The sequence below is a fragment of the Aurantiacibacter zhengii genome (assembly GCF_003584125.1).
GTDB lineage: Bacteria > Pseudomonadota > Alphaproteobacteria > Sphingomonadales > Sphingomonadaceae > Alteraurantiacibacter > Alteraurantiacibacter zhengii.
The window spans coordinates 131,537-147,915 of the sequence record NZ_QXFL01000007.1; the positions used below are offsets into that span (position 1 = coordinate 131,537).

21 protein-coding genes and 1 pseudogene are annotated in these 16,379 nt (G+C 58.4%); 13 read left to right on the forward strand and 9 right to left on the reverse strand.

All coding sequences use genetic code 11. From position 1 onward, the window contains the following. Positions 1–51 precede the first annotated feature (51 nt). Positions 52–1,440, forward strand: coding sequence for a conjugal transfer protein TraH (locus D2V07_RS14895; protein WP_233548445.1), 1,389 nt, complete (start codon positions 52–54; stop codon positions 1,438–1,440). Positions 1,441–1,452: 12 nt separating this feature from the next. Then, a complete protein-coding gene (locus D2V07_RS14900) occupies positions 1,453–4,272 on the forward strand; it encodes a conjugal transfer protein TraG N-terminal domain-containing protein (RefSeq protein ID WP_119587731.1) in 2,820 nt (939 codons plus the stop codon). A 1-nt stretch (position 4,273) separates the two neighbouring features. Here the strand turns inward: D2V07_RS14900 and D2V07_RS14905 are convergent, their stop codons facing one another. Further along, on the reverse strand, positions 4,274–4,489 hold the full coding sequence (locus D2V07_RS14905; RefSeq protein ID WP_063612630.1) for a hypothetical protein: 216 nt from the start codon (positions 4,487–4,489) through the stop codon (positions 4,274–4,276). Positions 4,490–4,747: 258 nt separating this feature from the next. On the opposite strand from D2V07_RS14905, the gene D2V07_RS14910 reads away from it, so the two are divergent. The 3 genes from D2V07_RS14910 (at position 4,748) to D2V07_RS14920 (ending at position 7,063) form a co-directional block, all read left to right on the forward strand. Next, entirely contained in the window at positions 4,748–5,020 is a 273-nt protein-coding gene (locus D2V07_RS14910; protein ID WP_063612631.1) for a WGR domain-containing protein, read from the forward strand. Between the two features lie 331 nt (positions 5,021–5,351). Further along, a complete protein-coding gene (locus D2V07_RS14915) occupies positions 5,352–6,137 on the forward strand; it encodes a type IV toxin-antitoxin system AbiEi family antitoxin (protein WP_082863938.1) in 786 nt (261 codons plus the stop codon). 8 nt (positions 6,138–6,145) lie between these two features. Beyond that, positions 6,146–7,063 (forward strand): nucleotidyl transferase AbiEii/AbiGii toxin family protein, encoded by a 918-nt coding sequence (locus D2V07_RS14920; RefSeq protein ID WP_063612632.1) that lies wholly within the window; start codon positions 6,146–6,148, stop codon positions 7,061–7,063. A 375-nt stretch (positions 7,064–7,438) separates the two neighbouring features. On the opposite strand, the gene D2V07_RS18425 is transcribed toward D2V07_RS14920, so the two are convergent. Further along, positions 7,439–8,092 (reverse strand): hypothetical protein, encoded by a 654-nt coding sequence (locus D2V07_RS18425; RefSeq protein WP_063612634.1) that lies wholly within the window; start codon positions 8,090–8,092, stop codon positions 7,439–7,441. A 14-nt stretch (positions 8,093–8,106) separates the two neighbouring features. Between D2V07_RS18425 and D2V07_RS14930 the strand changes: the two genes are divergently transcribed. Continuing rightward, the gene (locus tag D2V07_RS14930; RefSeq protein WP_063612635.1) at positions 8,107–8,493 is read left to right on the forward strand and encodes a type II toxin-antitoxin system RelE/ParE family toxin; all 387 of its coding nucleotides are present in this window, start codon (positions 8,107–8,109) and stop codon (positions 8,491–8,493) included. Further along, positions 8,490–8,837: a helix-turn-helix domain-containing protein gene (locus D2V07_RS14935; RefSeq protein WP_063612636.1), complete on the forward strand. Its 348-nt coding sequence runs from the start codon at positions 8,490–8,492 to the stop codon at positions 8,835–8,837. The genes D2V07_RS14930 and D2V07_RS14935 overlap by 4 nt, the downstream gene beginning before the upstream one ends. 92 nt (positions 8,838–8,929) lie before the next feature. Here D2V07_RS14935 and D2V07_RS14940 read toward each other — a convergent pair. Both D2V07_RS14940 and D2V07_RS14945 read right to left on the reverse strand, forming a co-directional pair. Then, a pseudogene (locus D2V07_RS14940) lies at positions 8,930–9,106 on the reverse strand (DUF3768 domain-containing protein); the annotation flags it as partial. Positions 9,107–9,124: 18 nt separating this feature from the next. Continuing rightward, entirely contained in the window at positions 9,125–9,313 is a 189-nt protein-coding gene (locus D2V07_RS14945; RefSeq protein WP_082834649.1) for a hypothetical protein, read from the reverse strand. A 670-nt stretch (positions 9,314–9,983) separates the two neighbouring features. On the opposite strand from D2V07_RS14945, the gene D2V07_RS14950 reads away from it, so the two are divergent. The 4 genes from D2V07_RS14950 to D2V07_RS18430 all read left to right on the forward strand — a co-directional run bounded on the left by D2V07_RS14950 (position 9,984) and on the right by D2V07_RS18430 (position 12,378). Beyond that, positions 9,984–10,901: a DMT family transporter gene (locus D2V07_RS14950; protein WP_063612637.1), complete on the forward strand. Its 918-nt coding sequence runs from the start codon at positions 9,984–9,986 to the stop codon at positions 10,899–10,901. 301 nt (positions 10,902–11,202) lie between these two features. Then, positions 11,203–11,568: a PRC-barrel domain-containing protein gene (locus D2V07_RS14955; RefSeq protein WP_063612638.1), complete on the forward strand. Its 366-nt coding sequence runs from the start codon at positions 11,203–11,205 to the stop codon at positions 11,566–11,568. Between the two features lie 69 nt (positions 11,569–11,637). Further along, a complete protein-coding gene (locus D2V07_RS14960) occupies positions 11,638–11,829 on the forward strand; it encodes a DUF3008 family protein (RefSeq protein ID WP_119587733.1) in 192 nt (63 codons plus the stop codon). Positions 11,830–11,964: 135 nt separating this feature from the next. Beyond that, entirely contained in the window at positions 11,965–12,378 is a 414-nt protein-coding gene (locus D2V07_RS18430; RefSeq protein ID WP_063612640.1) for a hypothetical protein, read from the forward strand. A 72-nt stretch (positions 12,379–12,450) separates the two neighbouring features. Here D2V07_RS18430 and D2V07_RS14970 read toward each other — a convergent pair whose 3' ends face one another. Further along, on the reverse strand, positions 12,451–13,164 hold the full coding sequence (locus D2V07_RS14970) for an RES family NAD+ phosphorylase (RefSeq protein ID WP_119587735.1): 714 nt from the start codon (positions 13,162–13,164) through the stop codon (positions 12,451–12,453). Next, on the reverse strand, positions 13,161–13,577 hold the full coding sequence (locus D2V07_RS14975; RefSeq protein WP_063612731.1) for an MbcA/ParS/Xre antitoxin family protein: 417 nt from the start codon (positions 13,575–13,577) through the stop codon (positions 13,161–13,163). The genes D2V07_RS14970 and D2V07_RS14975 overlap by 4 nt, the downstream gene beginning before the upstream one ends. Positions 13,578–13,673: 96 nt before the next feature. On the opposite strand from D2V07_RS14975, the gene D2V07_RS18730 reads away from it, so the two are divergent. Beyond that, positions 13,674–13,901 (forward strand): hypothetical protein, encoded by a 228-nt coding sequence (locus tag D2V07_RS18730; RefSeq protein WP_199698806.1) that lies wholly within the window; start codon positions 13,674–13,676, stop codon positions 13,899–13,901. On the opposite strand, the gene D2V07_RS19085 is transcribed toward D2V07_RS18730, so the two are convergent. Then, positions 13,850–14,077 (reverse strand): GDCCVxC domain-containing (seleno)protein, encoded by a 228-nt coding sequence (locus tag D2V07_RS19085; RefSeq protein ID WP_082834648.1) that lies wholly within the window; start codon positions 14,075–14,077, stop codon positions 13,850–13,852. The genes D2V07_RS18730 and D2V07_RS19085 overlap by 52 nt on opposite strands. Next, positions 14,077–14,472 (reverse strand): hypothetical protein, encoded by a 396-nt coding sequence (locus D2V07_RS14985; protein WP_119587736.1) that lies wholly within the window; start codon positions 14,470–14,472, stop codon positions 14,077–14,079. The genes D2V07_RS19085 and D2V07_RS14985 overlap by 1 nt, the downstream gene beginning before the upstream one ends. A 67-nt stretch (positions 14,473–14,539) precedes the next feature. Here D2V07_RS14985 and D2V07_RS14990 point away from each other — a divergent pair, with 67 nt between their 5' ends. Then, positions 14,540–14,944 carry a MerR family transcriptional regulator gene (locus D2V07_RS14990; protein ID WP_119587737.1) on the forward strand — a complete coding sequence of 135 codons (405 nt, stop codon included), beginning with the start codon at positions 14,540–14,542 and terminating at the stop codon, positions 14,942–14,944. Here D2V07_RS14990 and D2V07_RS14995 read toward each other — a convergent pair. Next, entirely contained in the window at positions 14,941–16,281 is a 1,341-nt protein-coding gene (locus D2V07_RS14995) for a dihydrolipoyl dehydrogenase family protein (protein ID WP_325049028.1), read from the reverse strand. The two genes, D2V07_RS14990 and D2V07_RS14995, sit on opposite strands and share 4 nt — an antisense overlap. Positions 16,282–16,379: the final 98 nt, after the last annotated feature.

Here is a 16,379-nt window from a genome sequence, read left to right on the forward strand (position 1 = left end):
TCTACTCGGACGAGAGGCGGCATCGCCGTCCGTTTCGCAAAACCCGCCTGTGTGGCGCTCTGCGCGCTGGCGGCGACAAGCATGGCCGCTGCGCCGGTCAGCGCGCAGGTTGGCGCCGAGCTCAACGATTTCTTCAACGACATGGGCGCGGCGGCCAACGCGACCGGGCCGACCGCCTATCAGGGCCAATCCGCGGGCTATTATTCGGGTGGGAACATCTGGACACGGTTTCCGCAGAAGAGCGTGAACCCGGTCAATCTGCAACTGCCCTCGATCAAGGCGGGTTGCGGCGGCATCGACGTCTTCTCGGGCAGCTTCTCCTTCATCAACACCGACGAGATCGTCGCGATGTTGAAGGCGACCGCCAACAATGCGCTCGGCTTCGCCTTCCAGCTCGCCATCAAGTCGATCAGCCCGCAGATCGCCTCGACGATCGAAGAGATGGCGCAAAAGGCTCAGCAGATGAACCAGTTCAACATGAACAGCTGCGAGACCGCTCAAAATCTCGTCGGCGGTCTGTGGGGAAAGTCGGACCGCATGTCGTCGGAGATCTGCAAGTCGATCGGCAACAGCCAGGGACTCTTCTCGGACTGGGCGAAAGGCCGTCACGAATGCGGGACCGGCGGTCAGCGGGAGTCGACGATCGCTGCGAACAGCGATCCGAACATTCCGTCGGAAAGCTACAACTTCACGTGGGATATGCTGAAGCAGAGCTATCCAAGCTTCTCTCCCCAATTCCGTGAGTACCTCATGACGTTCGTGGGGACCGTCATCTATTATCAGGATGGCGATGCGAGCGGAAAGCGCGGCTACCAGTTCTTCGGGCAAGGCGATCGCGCGCTCCTGACGGCGCTTCTCGACGGCACGAACTCGGTCACGATGCTGAAGTGCGATACGACCGACAAGTGTCTCAATCCGACGACTCAGACCATGTCGGTCGACCAGGCGCAGGCATTGAAGCCTCGCGTCCGTGCGATGATCGAGAGCATGAATGCCAAGGTCCGGTCGAACACCGCGCTGACGTCGGACGAGATCGGACTGCTCGGCGCGACGACGATCCCGCTCTACAAGATCATTTCGGTCAACGCGGCAGCGACGCTTGGCGGAATGACAGCCAACGACATGAACGATCTGGCCGAGATTGTGTCGATGGATCTGCTCGATGCGCTTGCGCAGCAATATTACGGCTACGCATCCCGGGGTGTCGGGACGTTCCAGAACGCGAACGAGGAAGCGCTGTCGCAATGGCGTGACCAGATCGTCTCCGTGCGCCACGTCCTCGATGGATATTCCCAAGGCATGAACCTGCGCCTCGATCGAACGCAGCACGTCATCCAGCGCGCGGTCTTCCTGGAAGGCACGCTCCGCAACAATCTCTCCCCGCAGATGTCGGCGGCGCTGTCCTTCAGCACGTCGCTGTCGAACCAAGGCGTCCAGTAAGGATCAGGGGCCATGATGGAGATCTACACGATCGGCGGCGGCGAATACATCGTCAACGTCCTCAACGCCGTCTCCGCATGGACGGGGGGAGGGGGCTTCCGTTCGCTTCTCCGGGTCGTGATGGTGATGGGTTTCATATACACGCTTCTGATCGTCGCCTTCAGTTTGAACTGGCGCGCCTGGCTCAACTGGTTTCTGGGTGCGACGCTAATGTACGGGGCACTCATCGTCCCGACGACCACCGTGCAAGTCACCGATCGCCTCAATCCCAGTCTGGCACCCTCGACGGTCGGCAACGTCCCGGTTGGTCTGGCCCTCATCGCCTCGGTCAGCTCGACTGCCGGCGACTGGTTGACCCGCACGGCCGAGACGGTTTTCACGATGCCTGGCACCCTGCAGATGTCGAACAACGGTATGATCTATGGAGCGAGGCTCTGGGATCGCACGCGGGATTTCCAGATTCGCGATCCCCGCATCAGCGCCAATCTAGAGGAGTATTTCAAGCAGTGCCTCTTCTATGACATCCTGCTCGGCCATATGTCTTTCGACACGATCGCCAACTCGAACGACATCCTGACCGATATGGGCCCCGGCTCGCCGGCGCGGGGTATGAAGTGGATCCCTGCCACGGGCACCCCGACGATCGTGACTTGCCAGGCAGGATACACGAGCCTTCAGAGCGGGATTATCACCTATACCGATGCGCAGCTCGAGGAGGAGGGCCGCAAGCTCTTTCCAGGCCTCACTCCCGCAGCAGCTCGCGCCAAACTGATCGCCGACCTCCCAGTCATCGCCAATCAGTTCCACGGTAGCAGTCAGACCGCACAACAGATTTTCCATCAACGCTCGCTGGTGAGTGCCTTCCTCGAAGCGCGAGCCAATCTCGGTGCGGCTGATGGCGATACATTCGCCATGCTCCGCGCCGAGGAACAGGCGCGCAACACCTACACGTCGATCACACAGCAAGCGATGACGTGGGTCCCGCTTCTCAACATCGTGCTGACCGTCGTCTTCTATGCGATGTTCCCGGTCCTCTTTCCGCTCTTCCTTCTTCCGCGCACAGGGGTAACCGCGCTGAAAGGTTATTTCACCGGCTTCTTCTATCTGGCCGCATGGGGGCCACTCTATGTGGTCCTGCACATGTTCATCATGGACCGCGCATCGGACTCTCTGAATGCGACCGCACCGGGCGGCATCACGATGGCAGGCATGGCCGGTATCGATGCGGTCAACGCGGATACCGCGACGATCGCAGGCTTCCTGATGATGTCGATCCCGTTCCTTGCTGCCGGCATGGCGCGGGGAGCGATGGCCGTCTCGTCGCAGGCGACCTCCATGCTCGCTCCAGCACAGGCTGCAGCGGAAGCGGCGGCCGTGGAACGGACGACGGGCAACTACTCCTACGGAAACGAAAGTTTCATGAACCTGTCGAGCTTCAACCGGCAGTCTAACCAATGGAACACTGCGCCATCCTTCACGGGTGGAGTTGCTGTGCAGTCGACCGTCAATCCCAACGGTACTTTCACGCGGACGATGGCTGACGGTTCTACCGTCTTCGATACATCACCCGGAATGAGCCGCCTCGCCTTCGGTGCCTCTTTGAGCCAGTTCGCAAATTCCGAGCGCCAGCAGACGCTTTCCGAGCTCGAGACGGCTCGCAACAGCCTCACCGAGGAGCGTTCGCGTGCGCTTTCGTTCCTCGACCGAACCTCGGCACGTCAAACGACCGGCGTCCGCAACTCGAGCGGAAGCGAAAACTCTGCAGGATATCGCTCTGGTGAAAATTTTCAGAGGTTTGACAATCAGTCGCTCGATTCGAGAGACGGTATAAGCGAAGGTGACAGGATTTCGCGCTCTTCGGGCGATCAGCAAACCAACATTGATCGTCTTGAGACTACTCGTGGCGGGAGTATTGGCGTATCTGGCACTGCCGGTAGAGGAAATTCTGGAGGAAGTCCTCGCAGGGGCTCTGGCCTTGGTATTAATGCCGGCGCCCAAACTGGCATCAATGGAGGACGGTTGCGCACCGACCTCGTGAACCGTGGAAACGATCGTATACAAAGCAACGGACTCGATTCGTCGACCTCTGACGGTCGCTCCAACGGGTCGAATGCTACACAGGATAATGGCAGCTACTCGCAGAGCGGCAGCTTTAATCGAAGCGAGGGCTATTCGGATAATTCCTATTCTCGTGAGCAAGCTCTCGAAGAGATCCGGCGCATTGATGAGCGCATTGCTGCAATCGATGAAGTTTCGACGTCCCTCAGCAACAATACCTCCAATCGCGAAGGGTACGGTGCGAACCTCAACTTCGATATGTCTCAGATTGTTGCATCAAGGTATCAGGAAAAGGCCATGGAACTTGGGGTGACGGCCCCGAGCTTGGCCCGCACCGACTACAATCCGCAAGAGCAGGCAACCTATGAGCTTGTAGCGAGAGAAATTATCGCCGATTATTACGATGCTCGCGTTGCCCCCTTCAATGATCTCATCCCTGAACGCGGCTCCTTGGTCGGCAATGTCACTGGGCCCGGCGATTTCAGCGAGTCCGACCTTCGCGCCAGCACGCCGCGCCAAAATGTTGGTGGGCCACGAAACCTCGTGAATGGATCGAGTGATGGATCTATCGGAGACCGGATCGACGAAGGCGCATCGTCACTTGGTGATCGTTATGAGGCCAACACATCTCGCTACAGCGACAAGCGGCGGGAGTTCGAGGAGCGCCGAGAAGGCTTGGGTGGAGCAAACGATCGCTTTAACGAGCGCTTCTATGATCACGACCAGCGGGAGCGTAACACAATTCAAAGACGCCTTCGTGGTGACGACGAATGAGTTACCAGCTCAAAATAGCGATAAAGATGAATGCAATTGCTAACATCAATCCGAGAATAGAATTCCATTCAACTCGTCCCTGCGATGGCTCGTAATCGTGGCCAAGGAAATCATCCCCGGTCTTATAGAGCCACTCTGGGTTCACTCCGCCTGAAGGATCCCACTTCGCGGCTGCCTTGACCACTCCAGATTCTCCAGGTTGATCGTCGAAGCTCATCGCAATTCTCCTAGGCTAGCCGTAGCATTTTAGGACGCTAAATACAACGACTGACCGGATGCTGCGTTTAAATCAAGTTGGACAATCCGTTACGGAATTCTTGATGCGCGAGACCTTGCGGACAATTCCAGACCTGCGTGGGCCATGGTCTGAAAGCAGTGCATATGCGATGCCTGATCGAAGATTTGAATCACAGGGTAGGGCGGTGATTCAGTTTCTGCGTTGGATTTGAGAGTTGCGGTGCACCAATGTCTCTTCATGGCAAAGCACTTCGAATGCCGCGAGCACTGGCGGGCTGTCGACACCGCGCGCAACATCGCACGCGACTATCAACTCACGGTCACGCTCGACCTGTTTGGCTGGACCGTCGTCGAACGTCAGTGGGGTCGCATAGGTTGTAACGGGAAGGGCGCGCGCGACAGCTTTCCGAATGCGGCGTCGGCGCGGCGTTTTGTCGATGCAGTTCGTAGCCGACGCGGAAGCGCCAAGCACCGGATCGGAGTGGAATATCGGTCCGTTGAAGAAGCATAGGCGAGCGACTCACATCCCGTAGGCATGGTTTCATGCGGAGATTGGAAAATAGGCTTTCCAATCTCCGCATGAACTGTCGCGAATGTATTGCGCAATGCGGAGATTAGGAGAACTGGTCTGCTTTTGAGCGGGATGCCGAAACGTTGTCAGCGCGGATATCTCGCAGACTAGACGTCCGAGATCTCGCGGCTGAGGCGTGAGTTCGACCGCAGGTTTGGGCCCTGAGTCCGAGCATAAGGTTTGTAGACTGCGCCAAACACCAAGCTTGGCTTGGCAAAAGCGGAAAGCTTCAAACTGGATTTTGGTTTGAAGATATGCCAAAACACTAATCATGGCTAAGCGTTCTGACAGCAAGCTAAACCGGCTTCAGCGGGAACTCCCTGAGGGACTCCTGGCCGATGCCGCGTGGATGGAGGCGCACGGTTATTCATCGGCGCTGCGCAGCCAGTATGTCCGCGCTGGCTGGCTCGAAAGTCCGGCGCGGCGGGTCTATCGTCGCTCGCGCGCGCCATTGACATGGCCGCAGGTGGTTATCTCGCTCCAGACCGTGCTGGACCTGCCGCTGACCGTCGGCGGGCGCACCGCACTCGAACAGCTAGGCTATGCCCATTACCTTTCGGCGGAGATGCGCGAGGTTCACCTCTACGGGCCGAAGCGACCGCCGACATGGCTGGACAGTTTGCCGCTCGACGTAGCCTTCCGCTGGCACAACAGTCTGCGTCTGTTTCCCGGCGATGCCGGCGCACAAGCGGAGCCGAGCCCCGTCATGGTCAGCGCCGCAGATCTGAGCTTACCCATCCGCTATGCGAGCAAGGAACGTGCCGCGCTCGAATTGCTCGACGAGTTGCCCAGACATGAGAGTTTCCATCAGGTCGATGCCCTGATGGAAGGGCTGAGCGATCTCAGCCCGCGTCGCCTGCAAACCCTGCTGGAGACCTGCGCCAGCGTGAAGGTGAAACGGCTATTCCTGTTCTTCGCCGACCGCCACCGGCATGCCTGGCGATCCCGTCTCGATGTGACCCGTGTCGATCTTGGATCGGGGAAGCGCGTCCTGGTCAAAGGTGGCACGCTCGACCCCGGCTACCACATAACCGTGCCGTCCGATCTGGCGGGGTAGCGGGCATCATGGCCTTTCTCGACTCTTACCGGCAACAGGTCGCCCTTCTCATCCGCACCATTCCTTTCGTAGCGCAGGAAGAAGCCTTCGCCCTCAAAGGCGGTACCGCGATCAACCTGTTCGTGCGCGACATGCCGCGCCTGTCGGTGGACATCGACCTGACCTATCTGCCGGTCGAGGATCGCGCCAGGTCGCTTGCCGCGATCAACGCGGCCATGCTGCGAATAGCGAAACGGATCGAACGCAAAATACCGGATGCGAAGGTCCATGCTTCGCGCTCGGCCGACGAGAAAATCGTCACCAAGCTGCTCGTCCGCGCTGGAGGCGTGCAGATCAAGATCGAGGTAACGCCGGTACTGCGCGGCACCGTCTACGATCTTGCCTTGCGGAGCGTTGTGCCAACAGTCGAAGACGCCTTTGGCTTTGCCGAGATGCAGATCGTGTCCTTCGAAGATCTCTATGCGGGCAAGATCGTCGCGGCGCTTGACCGCCAGCACCCTCGCGACCTTTTCGACGTGCGCGATCTCCTGGCGCACGAAGGTATAAGCGACGAGCTGCGGCGCGCATTCCTTGTCTACGTCATCAGTCACCATCGCCCGATTGGCGAAGTTCTTGCCCCGACACGAAAACCGATTGTGGAGGAATTCGAGCGCGGTTTTGTCGGAATGACGCATGAGCCGATCGCGCTGGCCGATCTTGAAGAAGCGCGCGAGGCAACCATCGCTGCGATGGTTGCCGACATGCCCGATGCGCATCGGCGGTTTCTGGTCGGCTTCAAACGCGGAGAGCCGGACTGGCAACTTCTCGGCATACCGGAAGCTTGGCACCTGCCTGCCGTCCTATGGAAGCAACGCAATCTGGACCGGCTCCCTGCCAAGAAGCGATGTGAACTGGCGGATGCACTCGAGAAGATGCTGTTTCAATAAAGCCAGTATCGAAACTTCGTTGTCCGGAATCAATCCCTCGTCTTATTGCGGATCGTTTCCCAGAAACCGTGCGGTTGCGCTTGAATATGCCCGCAGCTTCCTGCCGTATCGCAGCACCGTCGATGCAGAATCCCAGAGCATTGCATTCGAGATCGCGACACCGTCAGCGCCCAACGCGATCAGATCCTGGGTCAAGCCAACCCTCAACGAGTGGGATGAGATCAAATTCAGATAGCCCACGTTGTCATCATTTTGTCGCATCGACGGCGAAAGCGCGGCCTCCGCCGCATGCTTTAGGTCCTCGCGGAAAATGTCAGGCCGCGTGGCCCAAGCTCGGATAGCAGGGCCCCTGCGATGCTTAATCGAAGATTTGAATCACAGGGCAGGGCGGTGATTCAATTTCTGCGTTGGATTTGCGGGTTTCGGTGTGAGCAATGCTTTTTCATGGCAAAGCACTTCGAATGCCGCGAGCACTGGCGGGCTTTCGATACTGCGCGCAACGTCCCACGCGACTATCAGCTCACGGTCACGCTCGATCTGTTTGGCTGGACCGTCGTCGAACGTCACAGGAGTCGCGTAGGTTGTAAAGGAAAGGGCGCGCGCGACAGCTTTTCGAATGCGGCGTCGGCGCGGCGTTTTTTCGATGCAGTTCGTCTCCGACGCGGAAGCGCCAGGCACCGGATCGGAGTGGCATATCGGTCGGTTGAAAAGGCTTAAGCGACCGACTTTTCGCATCCGGTCGCTCTGGTTCGATGCGTTTGGCGGAGAATAGACTCCCCAATCTCCACACGAACTGCCGTGCATATATTGGGCGATGCGGAGATTGACGTCTATATTCACCGCAGGAATTGGCAGCGCCTTTGGCTGCCGTTCGGCATCGCCAAGGGCGTCTGCGGAGCCGGATGGAAGGCCTCGGTTTTGATCTCCGCACGGCACGAGGGCGGTCAGGGAAGGTGGGGAACGTCCTACCAGGATGAATCCGAAAACATGGTTAGACGAAAGCTTCGCTTCGATCACGCTGGCAAACATCCCGACATACCCGATTGACAAGTGTTGTCAGATATGACTACATAGGATCATGTCGCGCCCCAACGCTTCGACCGATTTCGTGGATCAAGGCAGCGCGCAAGGATTTCGGGGCGTTCCCGGCCCGTGCGATCGACAAGGCGCTCGATGCGCTGACGATCGTGGCCGATGGCGGGGCGCCGGACATCGCCAAGCCGCTCGCTGGTCTCGGCTCCGGTGTTTGGGAGCTGGCGATCAAGGAGCGCGGCGATGCCTACCGTGTCGTCTACGCCCTGCAACTGGATGACGATATCTGGGTGGTGCATGCCTTCCAGAAGAAGTCGACGAAGGGAATATCGACGCCGCAGCGCGAGATCGACCTCGTGCGCGAGCGGATCAGACGATTGAAGGAGATGCTGGAATGACCGAACAGAAGGACGACATCGAACTGGTGCGCGGGTCAGGCAATGTCTTTGCCGATTTCGACGTGGCCGATGCGAGCCTGCGTCAGCTCCGCGCGATCCTCGCCGCCGAAGTGGTCAAGACGCTCGACAAGGAAAAACTGACCGTCCGCGATGCCCAGGCCCGCACAGGTATCGCGGCGGCCGATTTCTCGCGCATCCGCCAGGTCAAGCTCGACCGCTTCACCGTCGACCGGCTGATGCGCATCCTCGACCGGCTCGACCGCGATGTTCGCGTCAAGGTATCGGTTGCTGCACGGCCCGAGCACCTCGCGGCATGTCGGCGCGGCATTGCAACATCTCGCTAAGAGTGGCCGGGCGCACGCCCGGCATGGTGATCTGGTCGGGGTCGGGTCCGGCGGTGTGGACCGGTGGATTGCGCCTGGTCATGCTCCACCCCTCAATATTCGCTGGCAAGCATGATCGTCAGCACTCGACGGGCAGTCGCTAGGTTGGCCGGGTTCTCGCTGCCGAACCGCAAATCGCGGTCGTAGGAATCGATCTTCCAGAACACGGTTTCGGCAAGTTGTGCCGGTCGCATGATCGTCCAATTTCCATCGCCGCCCTGATAGATCGTTCCGAAATCACGCGCGCCTTACGGATCGTTGTCCGGCACGAAGGCGTCGAAGGTCTCGATCAACTCACGCACCCGAGACCGATCTGCCTCGGGCAAGGCCCGGAATCCCTCTGTCGCCACGGCAACACCGGCCAGCCCCATCGCCTGCCGCGCCCGGTCATTGAGCCGGACAATTTTCTCGGTGCGTGAAAGTGTGCCAGCGGTCATTACACCGCCCTCCCGCCACTTTCGCAGATGTCGATCAGTTCGCCGAAATCCTTCTGCTCACCCAGTTCCTCGACGAGTTCTGGGAGAAATGGGCAATGCGCTGGTGTCCCAAAGACCAAGAACATCAATGGCTGCTACCGGCGGCTCTACTTGCAGGAGGCTTTTCCGGGTCTCTGCATCGACGAGCTCAATGAAGAGCACGCCACCAGATGGTTTGCCGAGGTCAACCAGCAAATGGAACCCGGCACTGCTAACAGGGCCTTCGGTTTTCTAAGGCTGACGCTCTTGCGTCAGCGAACTTTACATGCACTCTGATATGCTAACAATAAGTATCGGATTTAACATAAGAAGTATTATCATTCTAGCGGATCAGCTCGGCCTGCCTTTCGGAACCCTTCCCAGGAAAGCTTGTGCGCGGATCCGCTACCAAGTAGCGCACGTGGCCCAAGGACTGATCTCGGTCGGTCGCCGGATGAGCGGGTCACGTCCGTATCACTCCCAACCTCCCAATTCTCATCGCTCGAATACGTGCGATCGGGCTCTGGCGCAGCATAAGAAATAGACGAGATCCTTGAAGAACTGAGCTATCTGACACGAGACGCCGCCCGCGAAACGGAAACAAGACTATGTTTTCCAAGCGGAGCCCGGCATGCTAACTTTTTGCAGTATCATGGCATCCGAAAGACGCTCGACCGCTCCTGCGATTGTTGTGCAGCTTTTGCTGGGCATGGCACTCTTTGGCAGTGCGACGCCGCTCAGCAAGCTAATCGGGCAACAGTTCTCGGTCTTCACGGCATCATGCATGCGAATGCTGATCGCTTGTCTGGTCCTTGCTCCATTTACATGGCTGCTGACGAAACGGTTTGCCGGTGCGAAGCGGTCGGACTGGTGGGTGATTGTCGCGATTTCATTATTCGGGATGGTCGGTTTCACCGCAGCCATGCTTTTTGGTATGCGTCTCACTACAGGCGTGATCGGCTCGACGATCATGAGCGCAACACCGGCAGTGACTGCCGGCGCGGCCGTAGTTTTCTTCGGTGCCGCAATGAACTGGCGGACGTCGGGAGCACTGGCCCTTGCGGTCGCGGGGATAGTAGCAATCAATCTGCTACGAACGGAAGGAGGCGGAGACACGGAAGCTCCGATCCTCGGCGCAGCTCTTGTCGCAATGGCCGTGTGTTTCGAGGCAGCCTACACCCTGCTTTCACGGAAACTGTCCGACGGTATAAGCTCGCTGGAGGCCACGCTGGCAGCCTCATTGATTGCTGCGTTGGTTTTTGTTGTTCTGGCTATCGTTTTCGACCCCCAACCGTTCGATTTTTCCGACGTAGGTCAGACTGGGTGGTTTGCGGTAGCCTTCTGGGGCGCGGCTACAGCGGGGCTTGCTCCTGTTTTATGGTATAATGGTGCCCGCAAAGCGCCGGGAGCACTCACGGCAGGTGCTATGGCGGTCATGCCCCTCAGCGCGCTTGTGCTATCTTATTTGTTGCTCGGCGAACCTTTTCGCTGGTCTCACCTCTTGGGCTTTGGGTTGGTTTTCTCAGGGCTTGTTCTGATGATAGTCGAGCATTCGAAGTCGGAAGATTAGGCTCCGGACCGGGATTCCCAGAGCCGCCATAATGTGATCCCGCAGCGCCCCCCAGCAAGTTGCGCGCAAACTTGACGCGGTTTCCTGCCGTGTTGCCAGCCTATTCTCGACGAGAAAACCGCCGGGCCGTTCGAGCGCCTTGCTCATATTAAATGGCGATCAGCCTACTGCTTCAGTGACTAACCTTTGTTATCAAAGAGGATTTTTGCGACGAGCGGAGAAACTATCGTCGCGGTGCGAGCGTTACTCCGCTGTGACCAAGTCACTCTTGGTCAATTTCAGTCGGAAAGGAGTTATCACGATGTCGCATCAAAACGTAAGGAGCAGCGATCTGATTGGCAGCGACCGCGTCGAAGGAACGGCGGTCTATGGGTCCAATGGCGACAAGATCGGTACTGTCGAACGTGTCCTGATCGAAAAACGCGGTGGTCAGGCCCGCGATGTCGAGATTTCGGTGGGCAGCTTCCTTGGTATGGGCGGCGAGTTGCACAGCCTTCCTTGGGAGAAGTTCGACTACAATACCGATCTGGGTGGCTATCAGCTCGACGTGACCGAGGATCAGTTGAAGGGCGCGCCGACCTATAAGGAAAGTGAGCGCGACACCGCTTATGACCGCGATTACCAGACGCGGTCGTACGACTATTGGGCGGTCACACCTTACTGGTGACGGAAGCCACGAACCGAGCGCGCACGAAGTGGCGAGAAGCATATTGAGTGGAGACGAGGAGCAGATACCATGCCGACAAAATCGAAAGCCCAGCAAAAAGCCGCAGGAGCAGCTCTGTCTGCGAAGCGCGGCGATACCAAGGTGAGCGATCTGCAAGGCGCTTCGAAAGACATGTACGACTCGATGAGCGAGGACGAGCTTGAGGATTTCGCCAAGGGCGAGCGCCAAGGGAAACCCGAGCACGCCGACAAGGATGGTTGATCGCCGGTATCGCCGTACTGAAGCTTTGTCGATCAGGCGACCGCTCGCCCACCCCGCTCGGTATGTGATACAATAAATTGGTTCCGCGCGTCCTGATCCAAGACTCTGTTCGAGAGACTAGAGAGGCTTTAAACAATGGCGGAGGCTCAGGCGGTCCGCTTTGATGAAGCATTGGATATGCCGGAAAGCATAATTCTGGACGTCATGCGATGCTGGCGCGATGCCAAGGATCATGGCGAAGCGGTTCAGCCCTACATATACCAGACGCTGGCGCGGCATCGGCTTGAAATTCTCGTCCCGGTTTTTGATAGCCTGATGACCCTTTGCGAAGCGGCTATGAAACGATCCTTTGTTGCCGGCGAAGATGGCGATCGAAGCGGCGACGAAACCGCTCTGATCGATATGCTCGTCGATCCCGAAGACGCGCGAATTTATATCGGCTGCACTCAAGAAGATCGCATTTTGTTGAATTGCGCTTTGCGTTCGACACGATTGATGATGGAACAGGCGGTCGCGGGGATATCGACAGGCCGCCCACAGCAATATTAGACCAGAGCTGTCGGCGTATGGTCAGCGCCGCGTCCCTTCCAAAATTTCCGCCGAAAATTTGCATCTCACATGTCACACGATCCGAAACACTTCCCCTGTCCTGGTATCGCGGTAGAGATCAACCCGCTCCCCATCCCAATGATAATCAAGATGGCGACCCTGGATCGCATTTGAGGCGAGGTCGGGATAGAACAGGCCAGCACACTCGCCACTTTTGCGGCGCACGCTGGAATAAGCCACGCCGTTGGACCCGGCTGCCCGTAACTGCCCTCCCAGCGTTTGGCTTGCCGAATAGTCATTCGGATCCGCGGCTTTACTAAATCGTCCCTCATCCGCGCGGAGATCATGCAACCGCGCATTGATGTCCATCACGACCTCGCGGAATTGCGAAGTCCAGCCTGGTGCTTCGTTCGTGCGCGCCATGAAGCGGCTATGATGATGAATGGTTTCGAGCAGCGCGACCTCGAAGCTGTTGCCCGCATAGAGCACGCCATAGCTGCCGTCACTGAATCGCGTCGGGCGGTCGGGGCTGACATGGGTGAACGGTGCCATAAGATACGTCGCCCCCGGTCCGCCGACACGCCGTTCTTGCGGTACGAGGTCGAGATTGCCGATATTTTCCATCAATCGCGGATTGGTCTTTTGCTCCGCCGAGATGAGCAGCGGCCAGTCGGCAGGATCGGCAATATCCTCGAACAGATCGATCGGCGGATGGATGCTGCGGATGATACGGACCGCGTCTTGCCATTCAATGGTGGAAACCGGGACCGTGTCGGGATCGATCACCAGCCGCCACGCTCGGCGTCGAGATAGCGGCGCACCCGCATCAGATCGGTCAGTTCGCCGCCCAGCATGATATCGAGCGCGGAGCGACCCTGAAATGCGCTATTGGGTGCCTTGATCCAGTCATGGGCGCGCCGTGTCTCACGAAAGATATAGCGCAGCGCCTTGTGAATACCGATCAGGTTGGACAATCGCGCCTTGCCGTCGCGGTCGATCCGGCCGGGTTCACCGTCCGCTTTCCAGCGGCGGTAAGACCGCACGGGGACGTCAAGCAGTGTGGATGCCTGTTCGTCGGTCACATCCCATTTTCCGAACAGGTTTACCACCGCACGAAACATCGCAGCGGCCTCGTCATCGGTAATCGGGACGGGCCGAAAATCGCGAATTGCGGTGTCTACAGGTTGAAATGCAGTCATCATGATACTCCTATATGGCATCGTATGGGCCATATAGGGCCATTTGGCAACCTTCGTTTGTAATATCGGGGTTCTTGTCGCTTGCATTTATTTTCGTTGAAATCGCTAGCGGTATCCTTACCCGAAGCTGGCTTGGCGGTGGTGAACCATGTGAGCGGTTCGCAAGCAGGCGTTGCGCGCGCCTACCAGCGCCCCAACTGGAAACAGGAAAAGGGCAAAGCCCTCGACGACTGGAACAGACATCTCGTTCGCACCGTGGGTGATGCGGTCCTCTACTGCGACGCGCCGCAAGTGGAACCGCCGCCATTTTCGCGCGCCTCCTGAATGGGCGGACATGGCACATCTCCATAAGAGCAAAAGACGCAGCAGTCTCCGGCCAGCGGCTTCAGCCTTTTCTGGCAATGCGGGCACTCGTAAAAGAACCAGCATGCGTTGCTCGGCATGGTTTCGGTCGTGGCCGCTTCGCATTGGGGGCAAGTGATCGTGGAGACAGTCTGCATCAGGCTCCTCCGAGCGCACGCATCAGCGGTTGTTCAATAAAGCCCCATAGCGCGGACAGGACGATCATGGCCGTGGCAATCATCAATACCAGTCGCGTAGCCCCGTTATGGACAGGCTTTTCACAGCCTTCGGCACTGCACACGCGCGCTTTGCGCAAGTGAAGGAACCACCCGAGGGCCACGAGGACGAAGGCCGCGACCGTGAGGGGCAAATGGAAAGGAACAAACCATGCGAGCCCTCCAGCGCCGAGCCCGACAGCGACAAGGACCAAGGGCAGGACGCAGCAAGCGGCTGCGGAGAGAAGCGCTGCTGCACTCGCCAGCACTCCGACGCCAGCAACCCCACGATCGCTCACGCTTTTCGGCTCGTCGTATTGGATAGCCTGCTCGGTCATCTTTGCCTCCGCTCGATTCGAACTCTATGTACGTCCTGTAGTAGATATAGGTTCAAGGAGATTCGGCATGGGTGGCCTGTCGATAGGTGAGTTGGCGCGCAAGACTGGCGTCCATGTCGAGACAATCCGCTATTTCGAGAAGATCGGCATGCTCGGTGCGCCGGATCGTACAGCAGGCGGTCACAGGGTTTTCGACGACGGTCACCTCCGCACACTCAAATTCATCAAACGGGCGCGCGAGCTCGGCTTTGCGCCAAAGGAGGTGCGGACACTTCTGGATCTGGGCGGTCCTGCCAAAGCATGCTGCGACGAAGTGCGCGAGATTGCAGTTCATCACCTCGAAGAAGTGCGGCGCAAGATCGACGATCTCACTCGCCTGGAACGACACCTTTCCGCTACCGTCGAGCAGTGTTCGGGCGGTCATGTGCCCGACTGCGCCGTCATAGACATGCTGGAAACCGCACGGCCCTAGACCATGCATCCGATGTCAGACGCGCCGGTTGGATAGGCGAACATCGTAGTCTTCAGATCGTCAGCGGTTAGCCCATGGCGGATCGCCAGTCCGAAAATATTGATGGTCTGATCTGCGCCGGGTCCGACGAGGTGGGCGCCCAGTATCTTTCCTGTCTCCTCATCTATCAGTGTCTTATAGCCGTAGACCGGTTCGGCGACCCGCCTGGCGGTGAACCATTGAGAGGTCCGCTCGCACTTTGTTCGAAATTTCAGCCCCGCCTCGTTCGCCTCGGCCTCGGTGAGCCCAACCCGGGCGATAGGCGGAAGAATAAAGGCAACGCTCGGTACTCCTCTGTAATCGGGTTCGCGGTGATTGCCTTCGACGAGATTGGCCGCGACCACTTTTGCATCATGGCTGGAAACGGGCGTGAGTGGCGGCCCGTTCGAGGCAGCATCGCCGGCAGCGTAGACGGCCGGATTGCTCACGCTCTGCAGAAATTCGTTCAGCTTCAGCTTTCCGTTTTCGACTGCGACACCGCCCTTTTCGAGATCGAGCCGCTCAATCGCCGGGGCCCGTCCTGCCGCATGAACGACAAGATCGGCCGCAACCTCGATCGGCCCCTCCTTGCCACTCGCATGGACCGCATACTCTCCGTCCCGTTCTCGAATGGCATCGACGGTCGTATCGGTAATCACGCGGACACCGATCCGATTGATCGCATCCATGAGCCAGCTCACCAGTTCTGGTTCGAACTGTGTCAACATGCGCGGTCCCCGCTGGAGGATCGTTACCTCGACTCCCGCGCGGGCGGCGATATGGGAAAACTCGGCGGCGATATATCCGCCGCCGACCATCACGATCCGCTTCGGCAGCGAGGGCAATTCGAGAAAGCCCTCATTGTCGATCAGGTGCTCTTCGCCCGGGATGGCTAGAGGTATCGGTCTGGCTCCCGACGCAATCAGGATTTTGCGATATCCGATTTCCTGGTCGCCTACGGCCAGCCGATCAGGCCCCCTGAATTTTGCCGTTCCATGCAAGGTCACGATGTCGGCCTCTTCATATCGCCGCTCGTGTTTTTCGGGCACGGGGTCGGTGAAGCGGCGCTTGAAGCGGATGAGGTCGGGCCAATCGATGTGCAGACCCCCTTCTATCCCGTGCCCTGTCATTCGCTGTTTTGCATCGATCGCCTCTGCGCCGGCCACCAGCATTTTCTTGGGATCGCAGCCGCGTAGCGCGCAGGTGCCACCGAACGGCTTCTCGTCGACGACCGCGACTTTCCAGCCAGCTTTCACAACGCGCATGGCGCAAACCATGGCTGCCGTCCCCGTGCCGATTACGACTAAATCGTATTTCATGTTCACTCTCCTGTCCGATCAACGAAGCTGGAGCGGCTACAGGTTCCAACGCCACCATCGAAAGATTGGCGAAAGGCAAAAGTCCTTCCTTGAACATA